The organism is Gordonia sp. JH63, assembly GCF_009856645.1.
Taxonomy (GTDB): domain Bacteria; phylum Actinomycetota; class Actinomycetes; order Mycobacteriales; family Mycobacteriaceae; genus Gordonia; species Gordonia hongkongensis.
This window is the reverse complement of sequence record NZ_CP047236.1, coordinates 1-23221: the sequence shown is the minus strand read 5'-3', so window position 1 is coordinate 23221 and position 23221 is coordinate 1. Positions and strand designations below refer to the sequence as shown.

Sequence of the window (23221 nt, the reverse complement as noted above, 5' to 3'; positions counted from 1 at the left end):
TCGCATAGACCCAGGGCCCAGCCAGCGGTAGGACATGAGCGCCGCTCACGACTGAGGTTGACCCCGTTTCAGTTCCGGCCTTCGGGCTGTGCTCTACAGCGCGGAGTTCAGCGAAGCCTTGTTGCGACGATCGCGAATCGTCGACAGGAATTGTCCCGATCGACGCCGATAATCATCAGTTACGTCCACCCCGGCCTACGGATAAACTGAACCCCCCGCGACCGGGGCAACGTGGTGACGTATGGCGGCATAGTGTCTGCGCAGGCGGGTGGTTAGCACTACAGCGCGGCGTAGATAGCGTCGTACTCGGACTGGCTGATCTTCTTGGCCATAAGTGCTCCATATAGTTTGATAGACGCGGAGTCGCCAATCGACGGATCCGGGTCACGTTCGGTGTCAGCCAGCGACCGTGCCGGTCGTTCTAGCCGTTTAGACGGCGCTGCGGAGCCGATCTGCGCCACCACCTCGCTGAGTGACAACTCTTTGGCCACGAACTGCTGGATGAGTTCGACTTGGGTAGCCATGCGTCCTCCTCCTCCAATGAGGGACTTCGACCTTGACGGTGCGGCGACCTGCGGCGTCACCGGTCCTGCCTAGTATCCGTCACTAGCCTCACCCATGTGTCATTCACACATGATCCAATTTCCGGCCACCCGCAAGAACCGCGAACCAAACGTCTGGACTTGTGATGCTCGACACCCGAACTCGCACGGTGAAGGGCATCGGTGCGCGATCATGTTTAACTCGTCGCCCGCTAGCGGCCGCGGGCTATCCGAATCAATCCGGGGCACTGCCGTGGTTGACGTCTTGGTAGCCGATCCCGACTGCCACAAAGTAAGCGTGACAATCGAATTCCCTCGACTTTCGACGAGTTCGTATCCCTCTCGAACCCTCTGTGTCGTTCCTCCGGAATGGCGTTCTATCTGCAGGGATCGGCACCCGGCTCGTAATCATTCAGCAGTGCAGTTGCCTTGCCGATTGCAACCTACGCGCGGACCGAGTCTTGACTAGCCTCGAACATCTCTCGCCGCAGTCGCTTGACTACGAACGAGTCGCTCGTGCTCAGGTTCATTGCCAGATCAGCGGCTACATTGTCAATCCGGCCTCGCGACTTGGACAACAGGTCATTGGCCTCCGTCAAGTCAGTAACCGCATCGAGGTATGCGATGCACTCCCTGCTCGCCCTCCGTTCGACTTCCTGAGTTACGGTCTTGACCTGCGGATCAGGAACAATGATTGGCACCTGTTCGGGCAGTGGAGGTTCCTCGTTCGAGTAATGCACCAACCAGGCCAGGCCCATCAGCAGAAGACCGAAGCCGAATCCGAGATACTGCCTTGGGTTCGGGGTCTCGGTGTTCTTCATGACTCGGTCCCGGCTCGCAGTTCCTGGGTGCCAGGGTCCGGCAATGCTGTCGACCAAGGTGACGACGTCTTGCCTACGCTTGATGCAGTCACTGCCGAGCCTGTAGTAGCGAGACGTGCCATCGCCGAGCCCGCCGCCGCTACACCTGCTGTGCTCCCTTCCATCGAGCGCCGTACCGATCTCATTCTCTAGCTCCGTCAACTATCTGTCGTGGGTTAGCCCATTGCAGAGGATGCAGGTGTATATAGGCGATTCTCGCCGATGACGAGGTGCCGGGTGCCTGATCCCCACTCCGTCGACATGGTGGGGATGGTATCGCCCCGCTAGACACGGATGCTTTGTCGGACTTCCGTGGGAATCGACTAACCAGTGCCTGACGTGCTTCGAGCCTCAGGATGATTCCCCTACACTTTCGTCACTGGTAACAAAAGCAGCACAGTGAGCCGACACTCTACGTTATGTCAGGTAACCCTGACGCCGATTAACCCCGGTGTCTGGTTATCCAGACACCCTGGGTCCACCCTATCTGCATGGGTTGGATGCACGAGCGACACGCGTCTCCACGAGGCGGCGTTGGTGGCAGTGCTTCGAGGACCTCGACATCGTTCCTGTTCGCAGCCGTCGGGCTGCGCCGACAATATCGTGCGTGGCGCACCAACGTCACCGAGCGAAACCCCTAGCATCGCGATCTGCGGAAATCAGTCAATTGGTCTCCATGTACCCATGCGCGAGCTGGTGAACTGGCCGTCAGACGCGCCGATTGTGACCGTGGTGGATTGGGCGGAAGTGACGAAGTTGTTCTCAATGATGTCGCCCGCAGGGGAAGTTCGTTCCCAGTATCCATTCTTGATCAACTGTCCGCCGGGGGCGCTGCATCGGTAGGTACCTGGCGGGATTTGACCGGCTCCTGTCCCGACGATGTGTGTTCCGTTGCCGAACCAGATCTCAATGTCGCCAGCTTGCACGCGCCGATAGGTCTCTCTGATCTGAGGGTCCCCAAGAAGGTCGAGACCTGCCTTCAACATGTCGGGGTTCCAATCCTTCATCCAGGTCTGGAAGATTTGAGTCGGGGACGTGGTCGCATACCCGGAATCGCCCCATTCGTTAACCTGGGTGATGAAGCTGCGCATGGACGCAGCGGGTTGTTGGTCCGGATCAGATTGGTAGTACGGGGAGTCGGGGATTGTGCTGATGAAGCTACTCGGTGGCTCCCAGTCTTTGTCGGCGGCCAATTTATTGAACTTGCCGTCGGGGGTACTCAGATCGAAAGTAGGCGGCGGCGGTTCGACCGATACGGGCGCATTAGCCGTAAACCGGCCCGGTCCCACCTCGATATTGCGGATGATAAAGGTGAAGTCGTCTCCGGTCTCGCTCGTAATAGACCGTGTCGATCCGGGCTCGGGAGAAGTGGGTGGCGCATACGGAGCGAACGATGAACCCAGCTGAGAGCTGGATATATCTTCGATTAGCAGCTCATTCTTCACCCAGTAATCCGGGTCACCCCTCCCATCGTTCCTCGGTAAGTAGAAGTCGATCTGCTTACCGTCTCGACGGAGTTCAACGTAGGCTCGAAGGGCTGTGGCGGATGCGTTCGAAGATGACATCGACCAGTGCACACGGGGCCCCGAAGTGTAGTAGAACTCGCCCCTCACCCCGTCGACTTCGAAAGCCGCTGGGGACTCTTCGGTTTTGGAAGAGTCGATGACCAGTTCGTTAGGTTCTCCTGCCGGCTGCTGTGCGGAGCAGCCGTTAAGCGCGAAGACTCCAAGCACCGCTATGCACACCAGCCAACGCGGTAGACGCGACGCCGCCACCTTCATGTCCATATCCGTCCTTGCCCATCGAAGTGTTGCGGGGTTAGCTCACCCTTAGTCGCTTTGCTTGCCATCGCTGCCCGAGTACCGGTCCGGGTAGGGCTGGCGGGCTGCCCCTGGAACGGCTGCTGCCCGGAGTTGAGCTGCTGCCTATAGTTCGGCTGCTGATCACCCGGACCGGGCCAACATCCCCCACAGACACGGCGCATGCCGTCGAAGGATTCATAACAAAGTCTCAGGCCCCGTTACGATCCGTTGAACTTTGTTACCTGCCGGTGACCTACCGGAGCGCTACGAGAGCAAGCCGACCGCCAGATACGCGAGCGCGGGATTCCTGATGACCATGGTCGACGGCGTGGACTACGAGATCGTCGAGACCGGCCGGCCCCCGGACGAGGATCGTCGGCGGCCCTCGGCCGAGATCGTCGGCTGGCTGCTGTCCTGCGTTTGCGCCAGGCGAACCAGCTCCGATGCGTCGACCTGAACCGATCCCGTCCCGTGGACGCGGGTGCCCTCAGCGTTCCTCGACGACCTGGCACGCCACCAGGTGTTCGCCCCGGACGCCGACCTGGACGTCAACGTGCGACCCGAGGTCGCGGCGGCTGCCCAAGCAGTTTGGCGGCGTAAGCATCTCGATCCGATCAACGTCGACGCCGAGATCCGGGCGGCCGTCGATGCCCGGAGGGACGCCGACGCAGCCGGTTCCCGACGAGCTCTGGCACTACACTGACGCCGCTGGTTTGCTGTAATCTTTCAGTCTGCACGTCTGTCAGACTAGAGACTGGAGATATCATGCCGCACAAAATCGAGATCGATGATGAGGTGTACAGAGAACTTGAGCGTCACGTAAAAGGATTTGAAAGCCCCAACAACGTGCTCCGGCGCCTTCTGCTGGGCGACAAGATCTCGACTACCCACTCGGAAGCGTCCATCCGCACGCCAGGCAAACTCCTTGTCCTTCTAGAGGCCGGCCAGATCCACGCCCATGACACCCTCACGCACCATCAGCCACGCAAACATCGGACGTTCACTGCAACCGTGGAGGACCATGGTTGGATCAGAACGGAGAAAGACATGTACAACAATCCATCACGGGCCCTCGCGGATCTTGTTGGCAGCCAAATAGATGGGTGGGCGAACTGGGTCCACGAACCATCTGGAAGAACTCTCGGCCAACTACGCGACAGCCCGAAGTAGGGCTTCCGCGCGCGACACGGCTGCGCCCTTCTCGACACCCTTCCAGGACTGGCTCACGCAACCTCCGGGGTCCACTGAGGTAAGCACTTCAAGTCGCCACAGGTCGCCGCTCTCGCAGCTCACTCGTCTGGCCACGCGGGCGCCGATAGGAAACCGTCGAACAGCGGTCGCTAAGCGTCGGCCAACGCGTCGAGACGGAGTTCACAGGTTGGCAACTGGACCGCACGGCACGGCCCCCGGCCCCCGGCCCCCGGCTGTCACCCGGTCGGACGAATTTGGCGACGTCTCGCGACAACGTGACAGCGCCAAACAAAGACACGTGCGTTCCGACTCCGGGTTCTGTATTCCCGACCTCGGCCTGTTCCTCACGGCCGTCCCGTTCGCGGTTGTGGTGTCCGTTGCCGTCCTCGGTTCGGCAGCCATTCACGTTGCAACTCGCCAGCGAGACGCCCGCGTGAAGCTGTAGCCCAACACCAGAGAGGCCTGGAGCGGGGCCAGCAGGGCCAGCCACCACATCTGAACTAGCGTTGCGGGTCGGCGACTGGGGCGCGATCACTCTTTCGGACGGCCGGGTGTTGGTTGATTGCTTCGACAATGGCGAGAACTTCGGGATGATCGATCCACAGCGGTCTTCCTGGTCCGCTGAAGCGATGCCATCGCACAAGGTAGAAGGCCCAGCCTCGTAGCAGGTCGATGCCGGCCCAACCAGGAATTCGACGATCGCGCTCATATGGTTTGATCAGCACCTGCAGGACTTCAAGCAATTGGTTGGAGTCGGTAGCGAGTCGCTCGTACGCGTTGTAGCGTAACGCCCACTTGATCAACTGCATCTCATACTCGGCATCCATATGTCGGTCCTTCCATCGTGTGTACTTCTTAATCGGCTGTACTGCTTGGCTACAGCGAAGCACCACCGAGGTGGTCTACTCGAGAGATCGCACGGGAACGATGGAGGTCGCGCCAGGCTAGGGGGGCAACCACGTCATGGTTTCCGCTGACTGGGCCAGCGCTGAAGGACTCGACCGACCAACGTCCATGGGTCGTCGTCACACTCGGACATGGGTACTACAACATCGCGTTCCCGATGTGGCCCCTGCCCATCGCCGCTCTCGGCAAGAACGACATCAGCGATAAGTGTCTGCTCGTGCGGGTTGCTGATGGCTTCGAGTATCCCCGCAAGGTGACCGTTTACGTAGACCTCGGCGTGCATGTTCATGATGGTGACCTTAGGACTCGCGCGGCCGTTAGCCGGCCACGTGGATATGGACGTCGCCGCCGCGGGGGACGTAGAGGTGAGCTCCACCGTCGCCCAGCACAAGGCGGTAGGCACCCAACGAGACCTCGGGGTCGCCCTGTTCGTGTGCGCCACGAAACGTAGCCGTGTCAATGAGCTTGACCGGCCACCCTTGTCCTGGCTTCCACGCGAACTCAGGCGAGATCTTGCGGCCAATCATGGCAGTAACCCAGGGCGCTGGATTGGCCTTCGCGATCACTTCCCACCTGTTCGGATCTGCGCTTGCTACAACCACACGGTCAACCTCCGCTCCGAACGTGATCGTCCCACTGGTGACGCCGAAGATGACGTCTGCGTATTCCTCTATGTCGCTGATGGTTTGGCTGCGCTGGTAGGGCCAGATGCCGAGGGTGTAGTTTGCTCTGTCCGCTTCGCTCATTCCGGGCTTCACCGTCCGCGACGTGTTCACTGCAATGGCCATCGAAGAACTCCTGATAGTTCGCAATCACTGGTTGCGACTGCTTGCGACCTACTATCGCACATTATTCGTCATAAGCGCAACCGCCTTAGCGCGAAAAGTGCCCGATGTGCTCCGGGTGTTTCCAAGCTTCTTGCGCCGCGGTTGTTCCATCGCCAGTCGGCGAACCCAGTCACAGGTGGCGAAACATGCAGCACAACATTATTTTTCGTCGATACTGTTGTGTTATGACGTCACGACAGGCTTCGGCTGCCAGCACATGGTGACGGTGGTGCCGTCGGGTCCGGTGGTGAGTGCGTGGGTGTCGCTGGGCGCGGTCATGAGTGCTAGTCCGCGGCCGCGGAAGCGCTCTGAGGGGCTGGGGTCCCAGGTGCCGGTGCCGGTGCCGGTGATTTCGAGGGCGTCGTTGGGTCGGCGGCGGCTGCGCACCGTGACTGTTCCGGGTCGGCGGAGTTCTTGCAAGCGTGTCCGTGCCGCACGGCCGAACAAGCTTGAAGCTGGCTCGACCAGCCGTGGTGGTGCCTACGACAGTCTCTTCGACACCGGGATCGCCCACCCGCACCACTACGCCGGCGTGCATGGTTTTCGAGCTCGCCACCGCGCGGTGCGACGATCGACGGCTTCGCGATCGGTTGGTGGGTCGTCAACCGCCGTGTTGAGTACCGGCGGGGTCGGCTGTCGCCCGAGCGGGATCCGCCGCATCGAACCGAGTTCCCGGACTGGCGATGGACCGTACGAAGCCGCCCCTGCTCCGGGCAAACGGTCGACGAGCAGAGGCGGCCTATTGCTCGCCGATGTCGTCGAGGCGGTGTTTGTCGACGAGGGCTTTGAGTTCGTGGAACGCGGTCGCGCGCGCTGTCACGACATCGGCGGCCTCGGACGTGGTTTCTGCCGGCGTCCTGTGTGTGGCAGGTCCCCGATAGCCGGTCCAGGCAGTTCTAGAGCCAGTTTCTTCTAGCTGTCGGTCAGTCGATCTCGCAGCCCACAGGGTGGTGCTGGTGGGTGCATCGGGCAGCGTACTCGGCCGGGGTCTGGTAGCCCAGCGCCGAGTGGCGGTGCCGGTGGTTGTGGTCGTCTTCGAAATCGTCGATCACCACGCGAGCTTCGAGCAGGGTGGGCCAGCAGTTGCGGTTCAGGCACTCGTCGCGAAGCCGGTTGTTGAACGATTCGATGAACCCGTTGTTCCACGGCGTGCCGGGCGGAATATAGGAGATGCCTACCGACCCTGCACAGAACGCCTGCAGGGCCTCTGAGATGAACTCAAGGCCGTTGTCCATGCGTAGCACCATGGGTGGGCCACCCCAGATCGCGAAGGTCTTCTCCAATTCCTCGACCAACCGGTCGGCGGTGATCGAGCGATCCACGATGTTGAGCAACGACATCCGGGTGTGTTCATCGACCATTGATGCGATCTTGACCTTCTTGCCATCCACGGTCGAGTCAAACTGAAAGTCCAATGCCCACACCACCTTCGGCGCATCCGCCGCCACGATCGGCACTGACGATTGCCCGGCTCGTTTGCGCCGCGGCGCCCGGCGCACCTGCAGGCCCTCCTCCGTCCACAGCCGATGCACCTTCTTCTTGTTCACCTCGATACCGTCGTCGAACCGCAGGTGCGCCCACGCCCGCCGGAACCCGTGTCGCGGGTGCTTGCGGGCGTAGGTGCGTAGCTGTGCACGCATACCAGCGTCCGGGTCGGCCGGTGTCTGAGCCAACGGCAGACGCCGGTAGGTAGACCGTGAAAGCCCAACAACCCTGCACGCCATACGTTCTGACATGTTCTTCACGTCTTTGAGCATGTCGATCGCGGCGCGTTTGGCGGTCGGGCTCAGAATTTTCCCTTGGCGATCTCCCGCAGCGCGTCTTTCTCCAACTCGGCGTCGGCGAGCAAGCGCTTGAGCCGGCCGTTCTGCTCGCGTAGCTCCTTGAGTTCCTTGGCGGCATCAGCGTCCATACCGCCGTACTGGCGGCGCCAGTTGTACAAGGTGGCCGCCGACACCTCGAGGTCGGCGGCGATCTCCTCGCCGTTCTTGCCCTCGGCCGCCAGTTCATCGGCTCGGCGCAACTTGCGCACGATGTCCTCAGCCGAGTGACGCTTCCGTCCCGCCATGATCCCTATCGTCCCTTCTCCGCCCTCAACAGGGCAATCAGGACTCTAGAACCACCCGGACCGGTTCACGGGGGACACGCCATGTGCGCCGTACAGCATCGGGCCGAGGCGTCCGCGCAGTTCCTCGCGTTGCTCAGCCATCTCTACGTTCTCGCGCTCTTCACGCAGAGCACGGTCAATGTCAACAGCTTCCTCGGCGCACTTTCCGATTAGCGCAATTCGCTCTTGAACCGACCTCTCTAACCGCGCTACTTCATTTTGCGCGTCTTGCAGCATCCGCTTGTCGGATTCGCTGAAGTTCCTGAGCGAGGAGGCATCGATGGTCACGCTACGAATCTCGTGTGCCCGGCCTAGGTTGTCCGCGATTGCTTCGAGGTCGGCGTGGAAGTCGAAATCGGCAAGGTCGCCGAGCCAGCCGGCGCGAGCGGCCTCGGTTCCGGCGATGGTAGCGACCCACGTTTCGGCTTCCTCGTAGAGTGCGAACCCTTCGGGGCCGAAGTCCACCTTCTGTTGTCGTTTGGCGGCCGCTCGTTCAGCTTTCTCGATCTCACGACGACGTGCTTGGGCCTTCTTTGTCTCCTCTTTCCACCACGACCACACCGCGACGGATACAAGCCCAGCGAGCCAAATGCCCTCCAGGACCCAGCCTGTCGCGGTTCGTGCCGGGGACGGATTGTCCGCCCCCAGCACGTTCACTGCGAGCCATGTCCCGAGGAAGTATGGCCACGCTATCGCCAGAAACGCTAGTCCGAGCAGGATGGCTCCAACCCAGAAGGCGGTGTTGTCGTTCTTCGCCTTGCTCGAACCCATTCGCGAGATCTTACGTACCCGAGAAGAGCTTCAGAAGGCTTTCGCGGTGGGCTCGGACGAAGCCCATGATCTGGGAGCACTGACGTACGTGGACCCGATTGAAGACGGCCACGTCATGATTTGCGATCCGCAATACTACGCGAAACGGATACAATATAGGTGAGGGTGGCGCTCCGGCGCCGGGGAGGACGTCTCGGGCGCCATCCTTACGTCCGGCTGCCCATCCCAAATGGCTTGGAACTTGTCCCGCCCGACGAAGACGCCTGTTTAGGCATCGATCCATCCGGCCGCGGCGACCTGGCCCCTTCCGGCAGCACCTAGATGTCGACCTACGGAGGAGTATCCGTGGTCGTCCCGACGACACATCTGCGTGCCGACGGTCAGAAAACGCCGTGCACGTCCAAGTCAGCGTGGCCATGGCGCGTCTCCTCGGCCTGCCGATTGGCGTAGCATTTCGTCACTGGTGACGAATCATACTGCACGGCAACGCGTTTTGCCGAAAATGTACCTAATGTCAGGTAAACCTGACGTACATGACTATCATGTCTGGTTATCCTGACATGATAGGCCTACCCTATCTGCATGGGCTGGATGCACGAGAGCGACACATACCTGCATGAGGCGGCGTTGGTGGCGGTGTTCGATGACGGGTCCGAAAGCCACGGGTCGACCATGGTCGACGGCGTAAACTGCGAGATCGTCGAGCCAAGTCGGCCCCGTTCCGAGGCTCGTCTACGGCCATCGGCCGCGATCGTCGGCTGGCTTCTGCGCTGCCAGTGCGGCCGCTGGAACAGTTCCGACTGCTCGACCTGGACCGACCCAGTCCAGTGGACGCGGGTGCCCTCAGCGTCCCTCGAGGACCTGTCCCGGCATCGTGTGTCGCCCCCGACGCAGACCTCGATGTCGGCGAGCGGGCCGAGGTCGCCTCGGCCGCCCAAGCAGTGTGGCGGCGTGATCATCTCGACCCGATCGACGTTGACAACGAGATCCGGGCGGCCGTTACCGCCCGAACGGACGCCGAGACACTGCTCGACGCCGCAGTGGCCAAAGCGCGCCGACTGGGCCGCTCGTGGGCCGATATCGGTGCTGCCACCGGCATGACTCGACAATCAGCAAACGAGCGCTGGAATACTGATCTCCTTCTGACGATCTTTGATTGCTACACAACGTGATTGATTGAGATCGAGGTTCAATGAGCCAGGATGCGGCACAGGGGACGCGGGCTGCTCGAGGACGAGGGACCGCCGTTGCCTGTCACCGGAAACCGCTCAACGTTCGTGCGGGCGCCGAGTCCCTGTCTGACGCGAGAGTCGACGCCCGCACAGCAGAGTCCGGGTTGGAGTAGCTATCTGACTTCGAAGTGCGGATCGTCAGGGAGGCTGGACCATTCGCCACCCCAGACGATTTGGCCGCCCATGCTGGCTAGCTTGGCGCGGATCTTTCCGGTTTGTTCGGGGGTGAAGGTGTCCGAGAAGCCCTGACCGCCGTGGATTTCGAGGTTGAGGTCCACGGCGGTGCCGCTGCCGTGGTTGGAGTAGGTCGTATTTGTCGGCGGGACGAGTGTCGGTTCGGCCCATGACCAGTCGTCGCCGTTGCCGAGAGTGATCGGCTCGACGTTGGCGTCGAACCAGGTTACGAACTCGCGGAGCAGTTCTGTGGGGTTACCGGGGGCGGTCCAGAAATTGACGCCGTTAACGGCCCATTGGGTGGTTTGGGCCTGAGTGATGAGCGGGTATCCATTTTGGGAGGTCCCGGCGGCGGCATCGCTGGCGCCGAGGATGGATGCGCATCCGACGACGAGCGCCGAACCGGCGGCCAGGAGATGGGTGCGGAGGCTGCGGGTGGGCAGCGTGGAGCGAGAGTGACTGGACGGCATCAGTCAACCTTTCAATTCGATTCGATTGTGAACATGCGATTCTCAGCAGACCCGCGCCGACGGCAACCAGCAGGGGATCTGCAGCAGAGAACCTATCGCAGACAGTACCCGTGAACTGTCCACCTCAAGGTCTGCGACCGCCGACTATCCGTCGACTGGCGAGCCGAAGCGTGCGGGCACGGGTCAGTTTTCGTCCTGTGAAGTCGCTGGCGAGCGATGTCGTGCGGCGGGTTAGGCTACGCGCGTGACCATGCCGCCACCTGGTCCTGGCCGTCCCGGTTACGGGTTCCAGGGCCCGCCCGGACAGCCCGGGCCGCATCCGCCAAACGCCGGTTTTCCGGGACGGGGAGTCCCGTACGGAGCGCCTGCGCCCTATCCGGGAGGTGTGTACCCGCCGCATCCCGGTGGTCGGCCACCGAAGAAGAGCCGCAAGGGATTATGGCTGTTAGCCGGGTTCTTCGGGTTGGCGACGGTGCTGGCCTTGATGATCGCGGTGAGCGTGGTCCTCGAGGACCCCAGCGACTTCGAGAACAACGTCGCTGACACCACCGAGGTGAGGGTGGGTGACTGTCTGACGGTAGGCGAACTCGCCGGGGAGCTCGATGTCGAGACGGTCGAGTGCAGCTACCGAGGGTTTCATTACGCAGTCGCGGAACGGGTGCAGACCCGAAACGGTTGTGGCATCGAGTACGCCGCGTTCTGGTACGAGGAACGCCCGTACGCCGGCGCCCGCCCACGCATCGAGGAAGTACTGTGCCTTGCCCAGGTGTACCAGCAGGGGCTCTGCTACTCCGAACCGCCAACGGATGTGCCAAACCCGTTAGCCAAGGTGAACGAGGTCGACTGTTCGCGGGTGACGCTGGTTCCGGGCGGTACGAACTACTTCAAGGTCGAGACCAAGGTGGCCGCGGCTCCGGAATGCACAGAGGGACAGGTCGAGTACTTCGCCGCGAAGCCGACACCGGCTGGATACTGCTTGACGTACTTCGAGCCTTAGACCAACCGCCGCGCGGCTAGTACTAAGTCGCAGAACTCTCTGCGCCGTGATCGTGAGGCACGGGCGGCCGGCGCGAGGATCGGCGGTTCCACTGCCAGTCGGGGAACTCGGCTTCGATCTGGGTGATCCGGTCGGGCGAGAGTCGGTGTCGTCTGTACTCGGTGCGGCGTTTGGCCACCCAGGCGCCGATCGAGAATCCGGCGATCGTTGCATCGCGGGGTGGCGAGCTAGTGCCGTGTGCTGCGGCGTAGCGGTGCAGGTGGTCCAGGCCGACGTGGAACGGTGGTCGGGCCCGCAGGGTCCACTGCCAGTCGGGGAACTCGGCTTCGATCTGGCGGACGTGTCCAGGTGGCATTTGTCCGGCCCGGTACTCGGCGCGACGGGTGGCGACCCAGGTACCGATCGGGAATCCGTCGATGACGTCATGGCGGCGGGCGTTGCTGGTGCCGTGGAGGGCGACGTAGCGACGCAGGTGGGTCAGGCCGGCAGCGAAGGTCGTCCGGGCGTTGGTCTTCCACTGCCAGTCCGGGAACTCAGACTCGAGTTGCGCGATCCGCTCCGCGGGCAAGACGCCTCGGCGATAGTCGGTGCGGCGTGTGTTGACCCACCGGCCTATCGGGAATCCGTCGATGACGTCCCGCTGGCGCGGGCTACTAGTGCCGTGCACGGCGACGTACCGATGTAGATGGGCGATACCCTCATCGAATCGGCTGGTCACGGTCACCTAGTGTGCCTGTCGCCGGCGAGCGGTCGACCACCCACCCGGCGTTCTCCCACAGTCATCGAGGAGGTGCGTCGGGCACTCCCGCTGGTGCCTAGCTGTCACGCGGTATGGGATCTATACTGGGATCGAGAGGTGATCACCATGACAGCAGCGCATCCGCGGCCGGATTTGGCCGCCTATGCCGAAGCGGCACGTATGTCGCAGCCCGAACTCGTGGCTGCGTTGCGCGATCTGCTCGGCGCGAAGCTCGTGGCCTACCTGGGGCGGGTGAGCGAGACCCGGGCGGTGCGGCAGTGGGCGGAGGGCACCCGCACCATCGCCAACCCCGAGGACGTTGAACGGCTCCGGATCGCCTACCGCGCCGCCCGCCTGATCACTGAACGTGACACCCCCGCCGTCGCCCAAGCGTGGTTTCAGGGCCTCAACCCGGTCCTCGACGACCGGGCGCCGGCGTTGCTGCTGCGCGACGGCGAGCTCGCCGACGTCGGCCCCCAGGTGCTCAACGCTGCCCGCCAGTTCGCCGCGGTGGGATGAACCAACCCCGCACGTCGACGATCGGCACCCTGCACGGCCCGATCACCAGCAGCATCCGGACCGACACGCCCATTTATCGGGTCGGGTATGCGCCGAGTCCGTGGGAGTGGACGCCGTGGGAGTACGCCACCGACGGCCGCTTCGCAGGCCGCTGGGACGACCCCGACGGGGTGTGGCGCACCCTGTACTGCGCCGACACTCCCCTGGCCTGCTACCTCGAAGTCCTCGCGTTCGCCCGACCCAGCCCGCAACTGATCGCCGAGCTCGACGACATCGTCGTCGACGACGAAGACGAGCAGGACTACCCCACGCTGCCGTCCGGCCGCGTCCCGCGATCGTGGTGTGAGGCACGAATGCTCGGCCACGCCACCCTGACCGGACGGTTCGCGGTGCCCGCCGACCCGGACAGCCTCGCCACCCTGCGAACGGTGTTTCGGCCGCTCGCGATCCGTTATGAGCTCGATGACCTCGACACCGCCGCTCTGCGGGACGGGCGGCCCCGCGGTCTCACCCAGGCCATCTCCCGCTGGCTCTACGCCCTCACCGACCACGGACACGCGGCGGTCGACGGGATCGAGTTCGACTCCCGCCACGGCGACCAGCTACGCATGTGGGCGCTCTACGAACGCGCCGCCGACCCCGACATCAGCCCACACATCGTCGTTGTCGACCACTGCCCCATCGACGCCGCGGATCCACAACTGGCCCGCGCCCTGACCCTCCTCGGACTCGAGTGGACCCCCGCCTAGATCGGCCTGAAACAGGCTGTCCCGCATCGTCGAACGAGCATGAAGCTGGCTCGACCAGCCGTGGTAATGCCTACGACCGTCTCTTCGACACCGGGATCGCCCACCTGCACCGCTACGCCGCCATGCATGGTTCGAACTCGCCGCCGCGCGGCGCGACGATCGACGGCTTCGCGATAGGTCAGTGGGTCGTCAACCGCCGTGCCGAGTACCGGCGGGGCCATCTGTCGGCCGAGCGGATCCGCCGCCTCGAAACCGAGTTCCCCGACTGGGTGTGGAATGTGCGGGACGCGATGTTCGACGTCGGCGTGACCCATCTGCGCCGTTTCGTCGCCGTCCACGGCACGAGCAACGCCGGAGAAGGCGATGTGGTCGACGGTTTCGAGATCGGCACCTGGGTCGCGTCCCGTCGCGCCGACTACCGCAGAGGCCGACTGTCGGCCGAGCGGATCGCGCGTCTGAAATCCGAGTTCCCGGACTGGCAGTGGCTGCCTCAGGACGAAGCCTTCGCGGCCGCGTTCGAGACCGGACTGTCCCACCTGCGCCGCTACGTCGCCGCCCACGGGACCAGCCAGGTCCCTCAGCGGGATGTGATCGACGGGTTCCCTATCGGTACCTGGGTCGCCACCCGTCGCGCCGACTACCGCAAAGGCCGACTGTCGGCCGAGCGGATCCGCCGCATCGAAACCGAGTTCCCGGACTGGCGGTGGACGGTACGACCCGCCGCCACGAAAAGCAGGCGGTGACGTCGTGCCCAGCGAGCACGACTCCCCGACCGCTGGCCGCCGTCGTGCGGACGATCGGCGGTTCGACGCCGGGATCGCACACCTGCACCGCTACGTCGCCGCGCATGGATCGAGCTTGCCACCTCGCGATGCAACGATCGACGGATTTCGGATCGGCGCCTGGGTCGACAGCCGCCGCACCGACTACCGGCTCGGCCGGTTAACGCCGGAGCGGATCCGCCGCATCGAAACCGAGTTCCCCGACTGGCGGTGGAACGTGCTCGATGCCGCCTTCGCGGACGGGATCGACTACCTGCGCCGCTACGCCGCCACCCATGGCACCAGCAACCCCCGCCAGCACGACGTCATCGACGACTTCCCGATCGGCCAGTGGGCGGCGAACCGCCGCGCCGACTACCGCACAGGCCGACTACCCGCTGGCCGAGTCTCGCTGATCGACAACGAATTCCAGGACTGGCAGTGGAATCCCCAGGACGCAGCATCGGCCGCCGCGTTCGAGGCCGGCGTCGCTCATCTGCATCGGTATGAGGCAGTGCACGGCACCAGCAGCCCCCGCCAGCGGGACGTGATCGACGGCTTCGCGATCGGCCAGTGGGTCGCCAACCGTCGCGCCGACTACCGTCGGGGCCGGCTGTCGGCCGACCGGGTCCGCCGCCTCGAGACCGAGTTCCCGAACTGGCGGTGGACTGTGCGAGGCCGCTCCTAATTCGACCGAAGAACCACGGAGCCGAGGCAACGGATTCAAAACCCGTCCAGTGTCAGTTGGAGCGCGATCGACAGCACAGATCCCGCGCACCCCAGGTCGACCAGGCCATGACTCGCCTTCACGTGGGCTCGCGATGTGGACGGTCGCAGAGCTTTTGGCCAATACCGGGACCGGCGGTCAGCTATTGACGCCGAGGGCGAAGACCTGAATGTTGGAGGGGTCTGGTCGTCTAGTCAGGAGGTCACGAGTGCCGCAACACAGGGTGGACATGCGATTGCCGTCTCGACCGGTCGATGTGGGCAACGGCGACACATCGCTGTCGGTCTATGCCGATAACGTCAAGCTTGGCGAGATCGGGCTGTCTCGCGGGGGTGTGACCTGGTGGGCGCGGGACGCGAAGAACCCGACGCGGGATCTGACCTGGGAGCAGTTTGCCCGCTTGATGGAGCAGGGCTAACCCACGCCTCTGTCAATTTCGGTGCGGCAGGCCCGGTTGCGTGCGTCGTAAGGGGGCCTCACCCAACGACGTAGCGGGCCAAGATCGCCTGGAGCTCGTAGATGTCGACCTGCCGATTGAATTGTCGAGCGATCGGATGCGAGGCACCTGATAGCCAGATCTTCAGTTCGGCGTCCAGGTCGAACGTGCCGGCTGTCTCCACCGAGAAGTGCGTCACCGATCGGTACGGGACCGAGTGATACTCGACCTTCTTGCCCGTGATCCCCTGCTTATCGATGAGAAGTAGCCGTCGGTTCGTGAAGAGGAACACGTCGCGAACCAGGCGGTAACCGGCGTCGACCGTCTCGCCCTCACCCAAGAGCTTCGCGAACTCCGCTTGCCCTTGACGCGGGTCGATACGACCAGCGTTGCCCATCATCCCGTTCATGATTCCCATGGACCAACTTCTAGCAAAGTGATCGAGGTGTCCCCCAAATAGGTGACACCGCAGCGGACTTCGGGAGCCTGACCGGGCCAACCAAAAGCGTGACGAAATGCCGGGAGGGCGTAACGCTGTCCGAGTGGGTTGCTATAGGTAGTTGACATTCGATCGGCCAGTGCGCGCCGGTCGCCGCTTGTGTGAAAGGCTTTCCCGCTCAATGGCTATGCCCCCGCTCCCCCCTGCCGTCTCCTCGTCAGAGCCGCCGGCCACCCCTTCATCTCGCAGGACTCGCACGCGGGTCTTGGTCGTCGGCAGCTGCGCCGCTGTGCTGGCCCTGGTGCTGGGTGCGTGCGGGACGACCGACACGACCACCGAGCGTGTCGCTGACACCTCGACCCTGCCTGTGACGACGTCGGCCGCGACGGCGTCGGAGGTGGTGTCGCTGCCCACCGCAACGCCGGTCCTCACGGTGTCGGCGGCACCGGCCGCGAACAAAGCACTGGCCACGCTGGACACCCTCGAGGTGAAGGGTCGCGCACCCAAGACCGGGTATGACCGAGCTCTGTTCGGGCAGGCCTGGACCGATGATGTGAACGTCGACAGTGGCCACAACGGCTGCGACACCCGCAACGACATCCTGCGCCGCGACCTCACCAACGTCGTGCTCAAGCCCGGCTCGAACGGCTGCGCGGTGCAGTCCGGAACACTCGCCGACCCCTACACCGGCACCACCATCCCGTTCGTGCGTGGCCCCCAGACCTCGTCGGCGGTGCAGATCGACCACGTTGTCGCGCTGTCGGATGCGTGGCAGAAGGGCGCCCAGCAGCTCTCTGCGGCTCAGCGAGCGGACTTCGCCAACGATCCGCGCAACCTGCAAGCCACCGACGGCCCCACCAACCAGCAGAAGGGCGACGGTGACGCCGCGACCTGGCTGCCGCCGAACCGCTCCTACCGCTGCACCTACGTCGCCCGTCAGGTCGAGGTCAAAGCCGCCTACCAGCTGTGGGTGACCCAGGCCGAGAAGGACGCCATCACCCGCGTCCTCGGTAGCTGCGGCGCCGCGGTTCCGGCACCGACGACCCGCCAGGTCCCCAACACCCGCACCTCGACGGCGACTCCGCTCCCGGAACCGGCCTACACGCCGCCGACGACGACCTACACCCCGCCACCTGCGGCTGAGGCACCCTCGTCGGTCTACTACGCCAACTGCTCGGCAGTCCGCGCCGCGGGCGCGGCCCCGATCTACGCCGGCCAGCCCGGATACAGCCGCAAGCTCGACCGCGACGGCGACGGCGTCGCCTGCGAATAGCGCTGACCGCCAGCGGCATCGACACACCTACGAGGAGAAGAGCGCAATGAGTAGCGCCCCGAAAACCAGGTCCCGCTACGTCTGGTGGGGCGCCCTCGTGGGTTTCGTGCTCGGCGGCACTCTCGCCATCGTCTCGCTCCTGGCGGATGCGGGGCAGGTATACGACGAGGCTGGAGATACCACGGTTGAGCAGAGCAGCTTCACCGTTGGCCTGGCCATCGGCTCGTTCCTGATTGCCCTCGGAGTCGCTGCAATCGGAGCGCTCATCGGACTGCTGATCGGCCTGCTCAAGCGGCGCCGTCACGAGGCACAAGCAATGGTGGCCCAGCACGACGGACCCTCGCTACGCAAGGAACCTGACCCTGGCCGGTAGCCCACACGCCGTCACGGCGGTCCTTTCGAATCGTGGTGACGGCGGTTTAGGCTGCGGTCGCGGCTCCCTTCCCGGGTGCTGCGAACCCTGTCGTCGAGAACTCTCAAGGAGTGGTCATGGCTGGAATTGCGGACAAGTTCGACAAGGCATACGAAGACAAGTCGTTGGCCGAGCTGGCCGACGCACCTGTCGCGGCGCTGCAAGGCGTCAGCGACGGCGACGCCGAAAAACTTCAGGCGGCGTTCAATATCAAGACCGTGCGGGACCTGGGCACCAACAAGTTCTTCCTCTGGGCCCAGGCGGTTGCCAAGCTCGCCGAGTAGACCGGCCAGCCCGCGCGGAATACCGCGGGCGGGGTCACCGTTGACTGGTGTGACGGTGGCGGGCTCATTGCCCCGGGCCTCACCCCTTTCCGCCGCTGCGTGCGGCCACTCGCCGAGAGGCGCACTGACCGGCACCGTCCACCTACACACTGAGGCCGTCGACCCGTATCGGGTCGACGGCCTCAGTCGTGACACGGCAAACAGACGATCAGGAGGGCAGATGGCGGGAATGGCGCCAATGCTCGCGACTCCTGGTCCTCCCCCGTCGGGTTCAGGCTGGTCCTGGGAGATGAAGTTCGATGGCCAGCGCTGTATCGCCCGAGTCGCCAGCGGCGAGGTGTCGCTGTTGAGCCGCAACCTCAGCATGATCACCTCGACCTACCCCGAGATCACGGCCGCCCTGGTGAACGCCAGTGGCGGCCGCGACGTCGTGGTCGACGGCGAAATCGTGGCCCGCGGAGCGGTGTACGGGCCCCGCGGCATCGCCCACACCAGCACCGACCCCGTCACCGACTTCGAGGTGCTGACCAAGATTGGCTCGGATGCCTACGCAGTGGAGAACTCGGCGGTCTTCCGCGCGGACACCGCCGAGGGCGCGCGCACCTATCTCGACAGCTTCCTCGGGTCCAACCGCACCCGCGGCTGGACCGGCGCCGACAATCCACCAGGCTTGCCCATCGCCTCCTGCCAAAAGCACCCGACAAGCCAGGCACACAGCTGCGCATTGACGGTCGGGCGATACGGCGCCCAGGTCATCGGCAACACCAAAACCGATGCTCACCAACAGGCCTCGGCCCAATACCTGATCCTGACGACCGCCGACCAACGAGCACACTGACCGACGACATCGCGCACGTCGTCGTCTCCCTGCAGACAGTGGTGCCCGGACCCGCCACTGCGGGTCCGGGCACCGAACTCACCCCGGATGTCAGGGGCGGAATACCTTCGGCTGCCCAGCGTCACCGATCGGATCGCCGTAGCCACGGCGGGTGAAGTCGTCGTTGTCAACTGGATCGCCGTACTCCGCACCGAATGTGAAGGTGAAGGGCTCCTGACTTTCGGTGGCACCGCCGTGCACTTGGTGGATTCCGAAGTCCGAAACGAACGGGCCCGTCGCCGCGGTCGCGACACCCGCTCCAAGGCCGGCCAGTCCCGCAGCGAGCACAGCGCCGGCGAGCAGACGAGTCGAGGTTGTTGCCATGAGAGTTGTTCTCCAATCCGGATAAAGGAGGGTCGCTGCTACGACCCTCACAGAGTCAGTTGCCTCCGCACCTCCGGAAGGTTCCCCAGTCGTCAAGATCGTTTCGTGGGCGGACGGGCACCGCCGCGACTCCTCTGCGAGTCCGAGGACCGACCATCAAGCTGGGCCGACCCAAGTCATCGGCGACTCACCCTGAATTCTGCAATCGCGGTCTCCCCGGGACAGCGTTCGTCCTGCCACCACCCGGCGCGGAAATTGTTGCGGCGGAACCAGTCCATCTCAATTTCTCTCGCAGACAGCGGCGCCATCCGCCAGTCGATCGATTCCCCGAGATCTATTAGTGCGGCGACTGCTGACGCTTGGTAGTTGACCGGGTTGGAGTTGACAAGCCCGGCGTGTTTTCCGTGAGGGCGACCAGTTCATCTAGGCACTGCAGGTGGGTGCCGACTTCGGCGATCCATCCGTCACGGGTGTGTAGTTGTGCGGGCTCTACGAGGCTTGCAACGGTAGGGTCGGCGAGGCGCTGCTTCCAGTCCGTCTGCTCAGATCGAATCCACTCACTCAGGCCGCTGGGGTTTCGGCGACATATCTCGGCGCCGGCAACCAGCGACCGTATCCGCTCGGAAATGGCGGTTCCCTGACCCCGGTGATAGGCGGCGACGCGCTCGTCTAGCCGAATGACGCTGTCCTGGTACGCCAGCTGCTGGCGTGTCGCCAGATCGGCGATTGCGGAGTTGAACCACTCGAGCATCGTGCGACGTGCTGCTCTTGCGCGGAGATCGTCGTTGGATCGGGCAAGACGATCTGCGATGTCGGTGACACGATCGGTGGAGATGGCCAGCTGCCCGAGCGAGCGGTTCAGCGTCTCCACCGTCGACTCGAGTGAGGCGACCCTGTCGCGAGCGGCGCACAGCTCGGCGTAGAGGGCGCGCTCGGCGGCAGTGCTCGCAGGCTGAGACACGACTTCGTCACGTGGATAGCCGCGCATCACACGATCCTCCGTTCACAGCCGAAACAGTGTCTGGCGCCTCCACCTTATCCAGGGGCACCGACATCTTTCAGCATGAGAGCGGCCCGCGACCCCTACGTTCAGACGAAATCGCGAGATGTCGCCAAACAAGGCTGGCGCACAGGCATAGCTGGTCTGCCAGAAACAACTAGCCCGTCACATCGCTGCTGACCCCATCGAGGACGTCGACGCTGGTGTCTACGTGCGGCGCGCTCTGCGTCGGTGAAGGTCGTGATCAGCGAACTGCCGGACCCCAGGCGTGATCGGCGCCGGGCGACTCGACGCTCTTGACCCTCATCGTGCGTGCGCCCGGGTGACCGCACAGATTGCAACGTCCGGGGGAACGCGGCGGGAAGCAGCAGCACGAACCGGGGTTTGCGCCCTCGCCTCCTCAACCTCACGCCTTAAGGGCGCGTGTCACTCCCCGCGGGGGTTGCTCCTCGCCGCACTACGCACCGCGTATGCACACGGGGTGCATGTCATACGGCTTCCACAAATGACTGGGAGTGCGCCGGATAGGCGGATCGGCATTCGTCCGCTATGTCGATCCAGCGACTGATCGTGGTCCTGTGCACGCCGACGATCTTGGCCGTCTCCTCCCGCGAAGCACCGTTTCGTTCACGCACAAGCACGCGCGCAACAGTGGACTCGTCGCTCTGGACCCGCCCCCTGCTGCACACGAGACGGGCGAGTTGGAGGTCGTCGTCGGTGACGTGCACATCGAGGTCGATCGGGAGGGTGTGCGCCTGGTCCAAGACGTGTGCCTGCTCGGAGTCCGCGGTATCCGTCGCCTGCGCTAGTGCCGGATTGACCTGGGGTTGTGCATGGGGTGCACCAGCGGTGGGCTCGGTGTGCGCGTGGCGCGAGGATTCGAGCTGAATTTCCCCTGGTTCTTGAGCGTGGTCGTCACGCGATGGCGCCGCTCCTCCCCCACCTGCCCATACGTGCATGACGAGTCCGTGGATGCTCGCCAGCAGTGCCAGCGGTGCGACCATGGCGATGGCCACTGCCATGAGACCGTGCGTGATTCCAGGGTCACCGGCGACCAGGTACGCATGGCCTGCGTTACCCGCGACGCTTACCGTGCTAAAGATGGCCAGCATTGAGAAGTGGTAGCGCTTGCCGGCATCGTCGCGGCGCTTTGTCGCCACGTAGACACACCAGGTGGCTTGCAGGATGAAGACGTCGATTACGACGGGCAAGAGCCAGGACAAGCGACCGGGGATGGCCCCGGACATGCGGGCGAGGTCGCTCAGGGCTGTGAAGCTCAGAGTGAATGAGGCCGCAACGACCACGAGGCTCAGGAAGACTGCGGTGGCCACGCTGGCGGTGTTAGTCGCGCCCGCGGTGGTGTTGCGGGCGTGGGTAAGGTCGGGCATAGATCAACAGCTCCATTCTGTTGGTCGTCGGTCCTGGTGGTGCTCCAATCACCACCAGGACCTCCTGAACTGGCCGGTCAGACGATTAGCACGCCGAAAACTAACGTTGTGTAGTTGTGCCGTTACAACGTTAGTGGCGGGGCCGACCCGGCTTCGTGTGTGTGCTTGCTGCACTTTCGGCGCGGATTGCCTCGATGACCTGCTCTGGCGTCATCTCGTTCATTAGCTTGCGGACGGCATATCGCGCGATAGCGCTGCGCGAGTCGATTCGAGGTTTAGTGCGTCGGCCGGTGATGCACACCTCTTCGAGCCAGTCGTCAGTCGGCTCGTCGAAGTAGATCGTGCTTGGGCCGACGGTGCGTCGCGTCGTACTCGCTGCGCTCGGCGGAGTTGCGGATGCCGCCGCGGGCTCCTGCTTTTCGGTAGGCGATGAATGCTGCACGGCAGCTGGTGCGCTGGCTGTGGTGTCAGGCGGCTCGGGGGCGGACACCTGGGCCGTGACCGGCGCGGCAACCGTGGCGGGCGCCGTGTGCCGCGGTGGTGGCATTGAACGAGCCCGTGCGCGCTTCTGTCGAGCTTGGGCCATGTCATCGAGTCCACTCATCGGACGTACTCCTGGACGAATTTAGCGGTCTTCTCATATGCCTCAGCGACAGGCTGAAGAGCCTTTGCCGGAGGGTTCTCTGAGGTGATGGCGATCCTTTTCGTCCTTCTTTCCACCGCCACTGCACGAGGAATCGGAGGGCCAACCTGGACGGGAGTGCCTTCGACTGCTCTCGCGAGCCTTCTGAGTTCAGCCTCGGGCGGAACGGGCGGAATCATCGTTGGTGAGATGATGAGCGGATAGTCAGGCATGTCGTTGATCAGTTCCTCCGTGGCCGTCAGGTCCAGATTCCTGAGGGGAGTTGGCACGATGACGGCGTGAGCAACGCTGAGGGCGCCGGCCGCGGCTGGGGAAATGCCGGGATGTGTGTCAACGATGACCCATTCGGTGTCCCACTCCCCAGCCCACCGTTCGAGGGCGTCGGCAACGACGTCGTGCTGGGGCATCTGGTCGTAGAGGTCGGGGTGGCCGGGAACGAGGCGTGGTTTGCCGTGCCCTTTCAACGGGCGCGGGGTACGGCCGCTTTGGAGAGCGTCGATGATGGGAATGCGGAGCCGGTCCAACGGCCGATACCCCCACTTCCCGGTCACTCCCCCACCGTCGTGTTCGAAGTCGACGAGGACCGCATCAAGTAGGTGAGCGAGCTCGTACGCTCCCGTGCTCTTACCTACCCCTCCTTTTCGGGAGTGGTGCACGACGATCTTTGCCATTGCCATCCTCCATCGTTGAACGTTGTGACTGCAACAATGCTGGAACTGCCTGTAAGAGCCGGGCGCTCAACGTTACGTCGCTAAGCCGTTACGCCGTTGC

The 23221-nt window shown here is 63.8% G+C and carries 27 protein-coding genes; 13 read left to right on the top strand and 14 right to left on the bottom strand.

The window, feature by feature from the left end; translation table 11 throughout:
- Window positions 1-278: 278 nt before the first annotated feature.
- From GR168_RS23050 to GR168_RS23040, 3 genes are all read right to left on the bottom strand, one after another.
- Window positions 279-524: a hypothetical protein gene (locus tag GR168_RS23050; RefSeq protein WP_159372019.1), complete on the bottom strand. Its 246-nt coding sequence runs from the start codon at window positions 522-524 to the stop codon at window positions 279-281.
- Window positions 525-985: 461 nt separating this feature from the next.
- Entirely contained in the window at window positions 986-1363 is a 378-nt protein-coding gene (locus tag GR168_RS23045; RefSeq protein ID WP_159372018.1) for a hypothetical protein, read from the bottom strand.
- Window positions 1364-2061: 698 nt separating this feature from the next.
- Window positions 2062-3189, bottom strand: coding sequence for a hypothetical protein (locus GR168_RS23040; protein WP_159372017.1), 1128 nt, complete (start codon window positions 3187-3189; stop codon window positions 2062-2064).
- A 325-nt stretch (window positions 3190-3514) separates the two neighbouring features.
- Here GR168_RS23040 and GR168_RS24075 point away from each other — a divergent pair, with 325 nt between their 5' ends.
- The 3 genes from GR168_RS24075 (at window position 3515) to GR168_RS23030 (ending at window position 4374) form a co-directional block, all read left to right on the top strand.
- Window positions 3515-3661: a hypothetical protein gene (locus tag GR168_RS24075; protein ID WP_238995131.1), complete on the top strand. Its 147-nt coding sequence runs from the start codon at window positions 3515-3517 to the stop codon at window positions 3659-3661.
- A 24-nt stretch (window positions 3662-3685) separates the two neighbouring features.
- Complete coding sequence (locus GR168_RS23035; protein WP_238995130.1) at window positions 3686-3907, top strand: hypothetical protein; 222 nt, start codon at window positions 3686-3688, stop codon at window positions 3905-3907.
- 62 nt (window positions 3908-3969) lie between these two features.
- Window positions 3970-4374, top strand: coding sequence for a hypothetical protein (locus GR168_RS23030; RefSeq protein ID WP_159372016.1), 405 nt, complete (start codon window positions 3970-3972; stop codon window positions 4372-4374).
- A 521-nt stretch (window positions 4375-4895) separates the two neighbouring features.
- Here the strand turns inward: GR168_RS23030 and GR168_RS23025 are convergent.
- The 5 genes from GR168_RS23025 to GR168_RS23000 form a co-directional block, all read right to left on the bottom strand.
- Complete coding sequence (locus GR168_RS23025; protein ID WP_159372015.1) at window positions 4896-5222, bottom strand: hypothetical protein; 327 nt, start codon at window positions 5220-5222, stop codon at window positions 4896-4898.
- Window positions 5223-5618: 396 nt separating this feature from the next.
- Window positions 5619-6089 (bottom strand): hypothetical protein, encoded by a 471-nt coding sequence (locus tag GR168_RS23020; RefSeq protein WP_159372014.1) that lies wholly within the window; start codon window positions 6087-6089, stop codon window positions 5619-5621.
- A 962-nt stretch (window positions 6090-7051) separates the two neighbouring features.
- Window positions 7052-8196, bottom strand: a protein-coding gene (locus GR168_RS23010) for an IS3 family transposase (protein WP_159372013.1) whose coding sequence is annotated in 2 segments (ribosomal slippage) — window positions 7052-7929 and window positions 7929-8196 — 1146 coding nt in all. Because the reading frame shifts where the segments join, the coding sequence is not laid out codon by codon here.
- Window positions 8197-8241: 45 nt separating this feature from the next.
- The gene (locus GR168_RS23005; RefSeq protein WP_203235964.1) at window positions 8242-9006 is read right to left on the bottom strand and encodes a hypothetical protein; all 765 of its coding nucleotides are present in this window, start codon (window positions 9004-9006) and stop codon (window positions 8242-8244) included.
- A 1345-nt stretch (window positions 9007-10351) separates the two neighbouring features.
- Window positions 10352-10882 carry a M15 family metallopeptidase gene (locus GR168_RS23000; RefSeq protein WP_159372012.1) on the bottom strand — a complete coding sequence of 177 codons (531 nt, stop codon included), beginning with the start codon at window positions 10880-10882 and terminating at the stop codon, window positions 10352-10354.
- A 463-nt stretch (window positions 10883-11345) separates the two neighbouring features.
- On the opposite strand from GR168_RS23000, the gene GR168_RS22995 reads away from it, so the two are divergent.
- Window positions 11346-11879, top strand: coding sequence for a hypothetical protein (locus GR168_RS22995; protein ID WP_159372011.1), 534 nt, complete (start codon window positions 11346-11348; stop codon window positions 11877-11879).
- A 22-nt stretch (window positions 11880-11901) separates the two neighbouring features.
- On the opposite strand, the gene GR168_RS22990 is transcribed toward GR168_RS22995, so the two are convergent.
- Window positions 11902-12597 carry a helicase associated domain-containing protein gene (locus GR168_RS22990; RefSeq protein WP_203235963.1) on the bottom strand — a complete coding sequence of 232 codons (696 nt, stop codon included), beginning with the start codon at window positions 12595-12597 and terminating at the stop codon, window positions 11902-11904.
- A gap of 147 nt (window positions 12598-12744) precedes the next feature.
- On the opposite strand from GR168_RS22990, the gene GR168_RS22985 reads away from it, so the two are divergent.
- From GR168_RS22985 to GR168_RS22965, 5 genes are all read left to right on the top strand, one after another.
- Complete coding sequence (locus GR168_RS22985; RefSeq protein WP_040526729.1) at window positions 12745-13137, top strand: hypothetical protein; 393 nt, start codon at window positions 12745-12747, stop codon at window positions 13135-13137.
- Window positions 13134-13886: an RES domain-containing protein gene (locus GR168_RS22980; RefSeq protein ID WP_159372009.1), complete on the top strand. Its 753-nt coding sequence runs from the start codon at window positions 13134-13136 to the stop codon at window positions 13884-13886. Before GR168_RS22985 ends, GR168_RS22980 begins: the two co-directional genes overlap by 4 nt.
- Complete coding sequence (locus tag GR168_RS22975; RefSeq protein ID WP_275406242.1) at window positions 13871-14629, top strand: helicase associated domain-containing protein; 759 nt, start codon at window positions 13871-13873, stop codon at window positions 14627-14629. Before GR168_RS22980 ends, GR168_RS22975 begins: the two co-directional genes overlap by 16 nt.
- A 4-nt stretch (window positions 14630-14633) precedes the next feature.
- Window positions 14634-15335 (top strand): helicase associated domain-containing protein, encoded by a 702-nt coding sequence (locus GR168_RS22970; protein ID WP_058253262.1) that lies wholly within the window; start codon window positions 14634-14636, stop codon window positions 15333-15335.
- 268 nt (window positions 15336-15603) lie between these two features.
- Window positions 15604-15792 (top strand): hypothetical protein, encoded by a 189-nt coding sequence (locus GR168_RS22965; protein WP_139114236.1) that lies wholly within the window; start codon window positions 15604-15606, stop codon window positions 15790-15792.
- Window positions 15793-15850: 58 nt separating this feature from the next.
- On the opposite strand, the gene GR168_RS22960 is transcribed toward GR168_RS22965, so the two are convergent.
- Window positions 15851-16228 carry a PH domain-containing protein gene (locus GR168_RS22960; protein WP_058253261.1) on the bottom strand — a complete coding sequence of 126 codons (378 nt, stop codon included), beginning with the start codon at window positions 16226-16228 and terminating at the stop codon, window positions 15851-15853.
- Between the two features lie 160 nt (window positions 16229-16388).
- On the opposite strand from GR168_RS22960, the gene GR168_RS22955 reads away from it, so the two are divergent.
- The 4 genes from GR168_RS22955 (at window position 16389) to GR168_RS22940 (ending at window position 19056) form a co-directional block, all read left to right on the top strand.
- A complete protein-coding gene (locus GR168_RS22955) occupies window positions 16389-17522 on the top strand; it encodes a DUF1524 domain-containing protein (protein WP_058253260.1) in 1134 nt (377 codons plus the stop codon).
- A 97-nt stretch (window positions 17523-17619) separates the two neighbouring features.
- Window positions 17620-17895: a hypothetical protein gene (locus GR168_RS22950; RefSeq protein ID WP_139114235.1), complete on the top strand. Its 276-nt coding sequence runs from the start codon at window positions 17620-17622 to the stop codon at window positions 17893-17895.
- 116 nt (window positions 17896-18011) lie between these two features.
- Window positions 18012-18218 (top strand): hypothetical protein, encoded by a 207-nt coding sequence (locus GR168_RS22945; RefSeq protein WP_044508856.1) that lies wholly within the window; start codon window positions 18012-18014, stop codon window positions 18216-18218.
- Window positions 18219-18438: 220 nt separating this feature from the next.
- Window positions 18439-19056, top strand: coding sequence for a hypothetical protein (locus tag GR168_RS22940; protein ID WP_338086046.1), 618 nt, complete (start codon window positions 18439-18441; stop codon window positions 19054-19056).
- Window positions 19057-19146: 90 nt separating this feature from the next.
- Here GR168_RS22940 and GR168_RS22935 read toward each other — a convergent pair whose 3' ends face one another.
- From GR168_RS22935 to GR168_RS22920, 4 genes are all read right to left on the bottom strand, one after another.
- Window positions 19147-19419 (bottom strand): hypothetical protein, encoded by a 273-nt coding sequence (locus GR168_RS22935; protein WP_159372007.1) that lies wholly within the window; start codon window positions 19417-19419, stop codon window positions 19147-19149.
- A 337-nt stretch (window positions 19420-19756) separates the two neighbouring features.
- Complete coding sequence (locus GR168_RS22930) at window positions 19757-20407, bottom strand: hypothetical protein (protein WP_159372006.1); 651 nt, start codon at window positions 20405-20407, stop codon at window positions 19757-19759.
- Between the two features lie 500 nt (window positions 20408-20907).
- Window positions 20908-21807 carry a DUF2637 domain-containing protein gene (locus GR168_RS22925; RefSeq protein ID WP_159372005.1) on the bottom strand — a complete coding sequence of 300 codons (900 nt, stop codon included), beginning with the start codon at window positions 21805-21807 and terminating at the stop codon, window positions 20908-20910.
- Between the two features lie 600 nt (window positions 21808-22407).
- Complete coding sequence (locus GR168_RS22920; RefSeq protein ID WP_068971321.1) at window positions 22408-23121, bottom strand: ParA family protein; 714 nt, start codon at window positions 23119-23121, stop codon at window positions 22408-22410.
- Window positions 23122-23221: the final 100 nt, after the last annotated feature.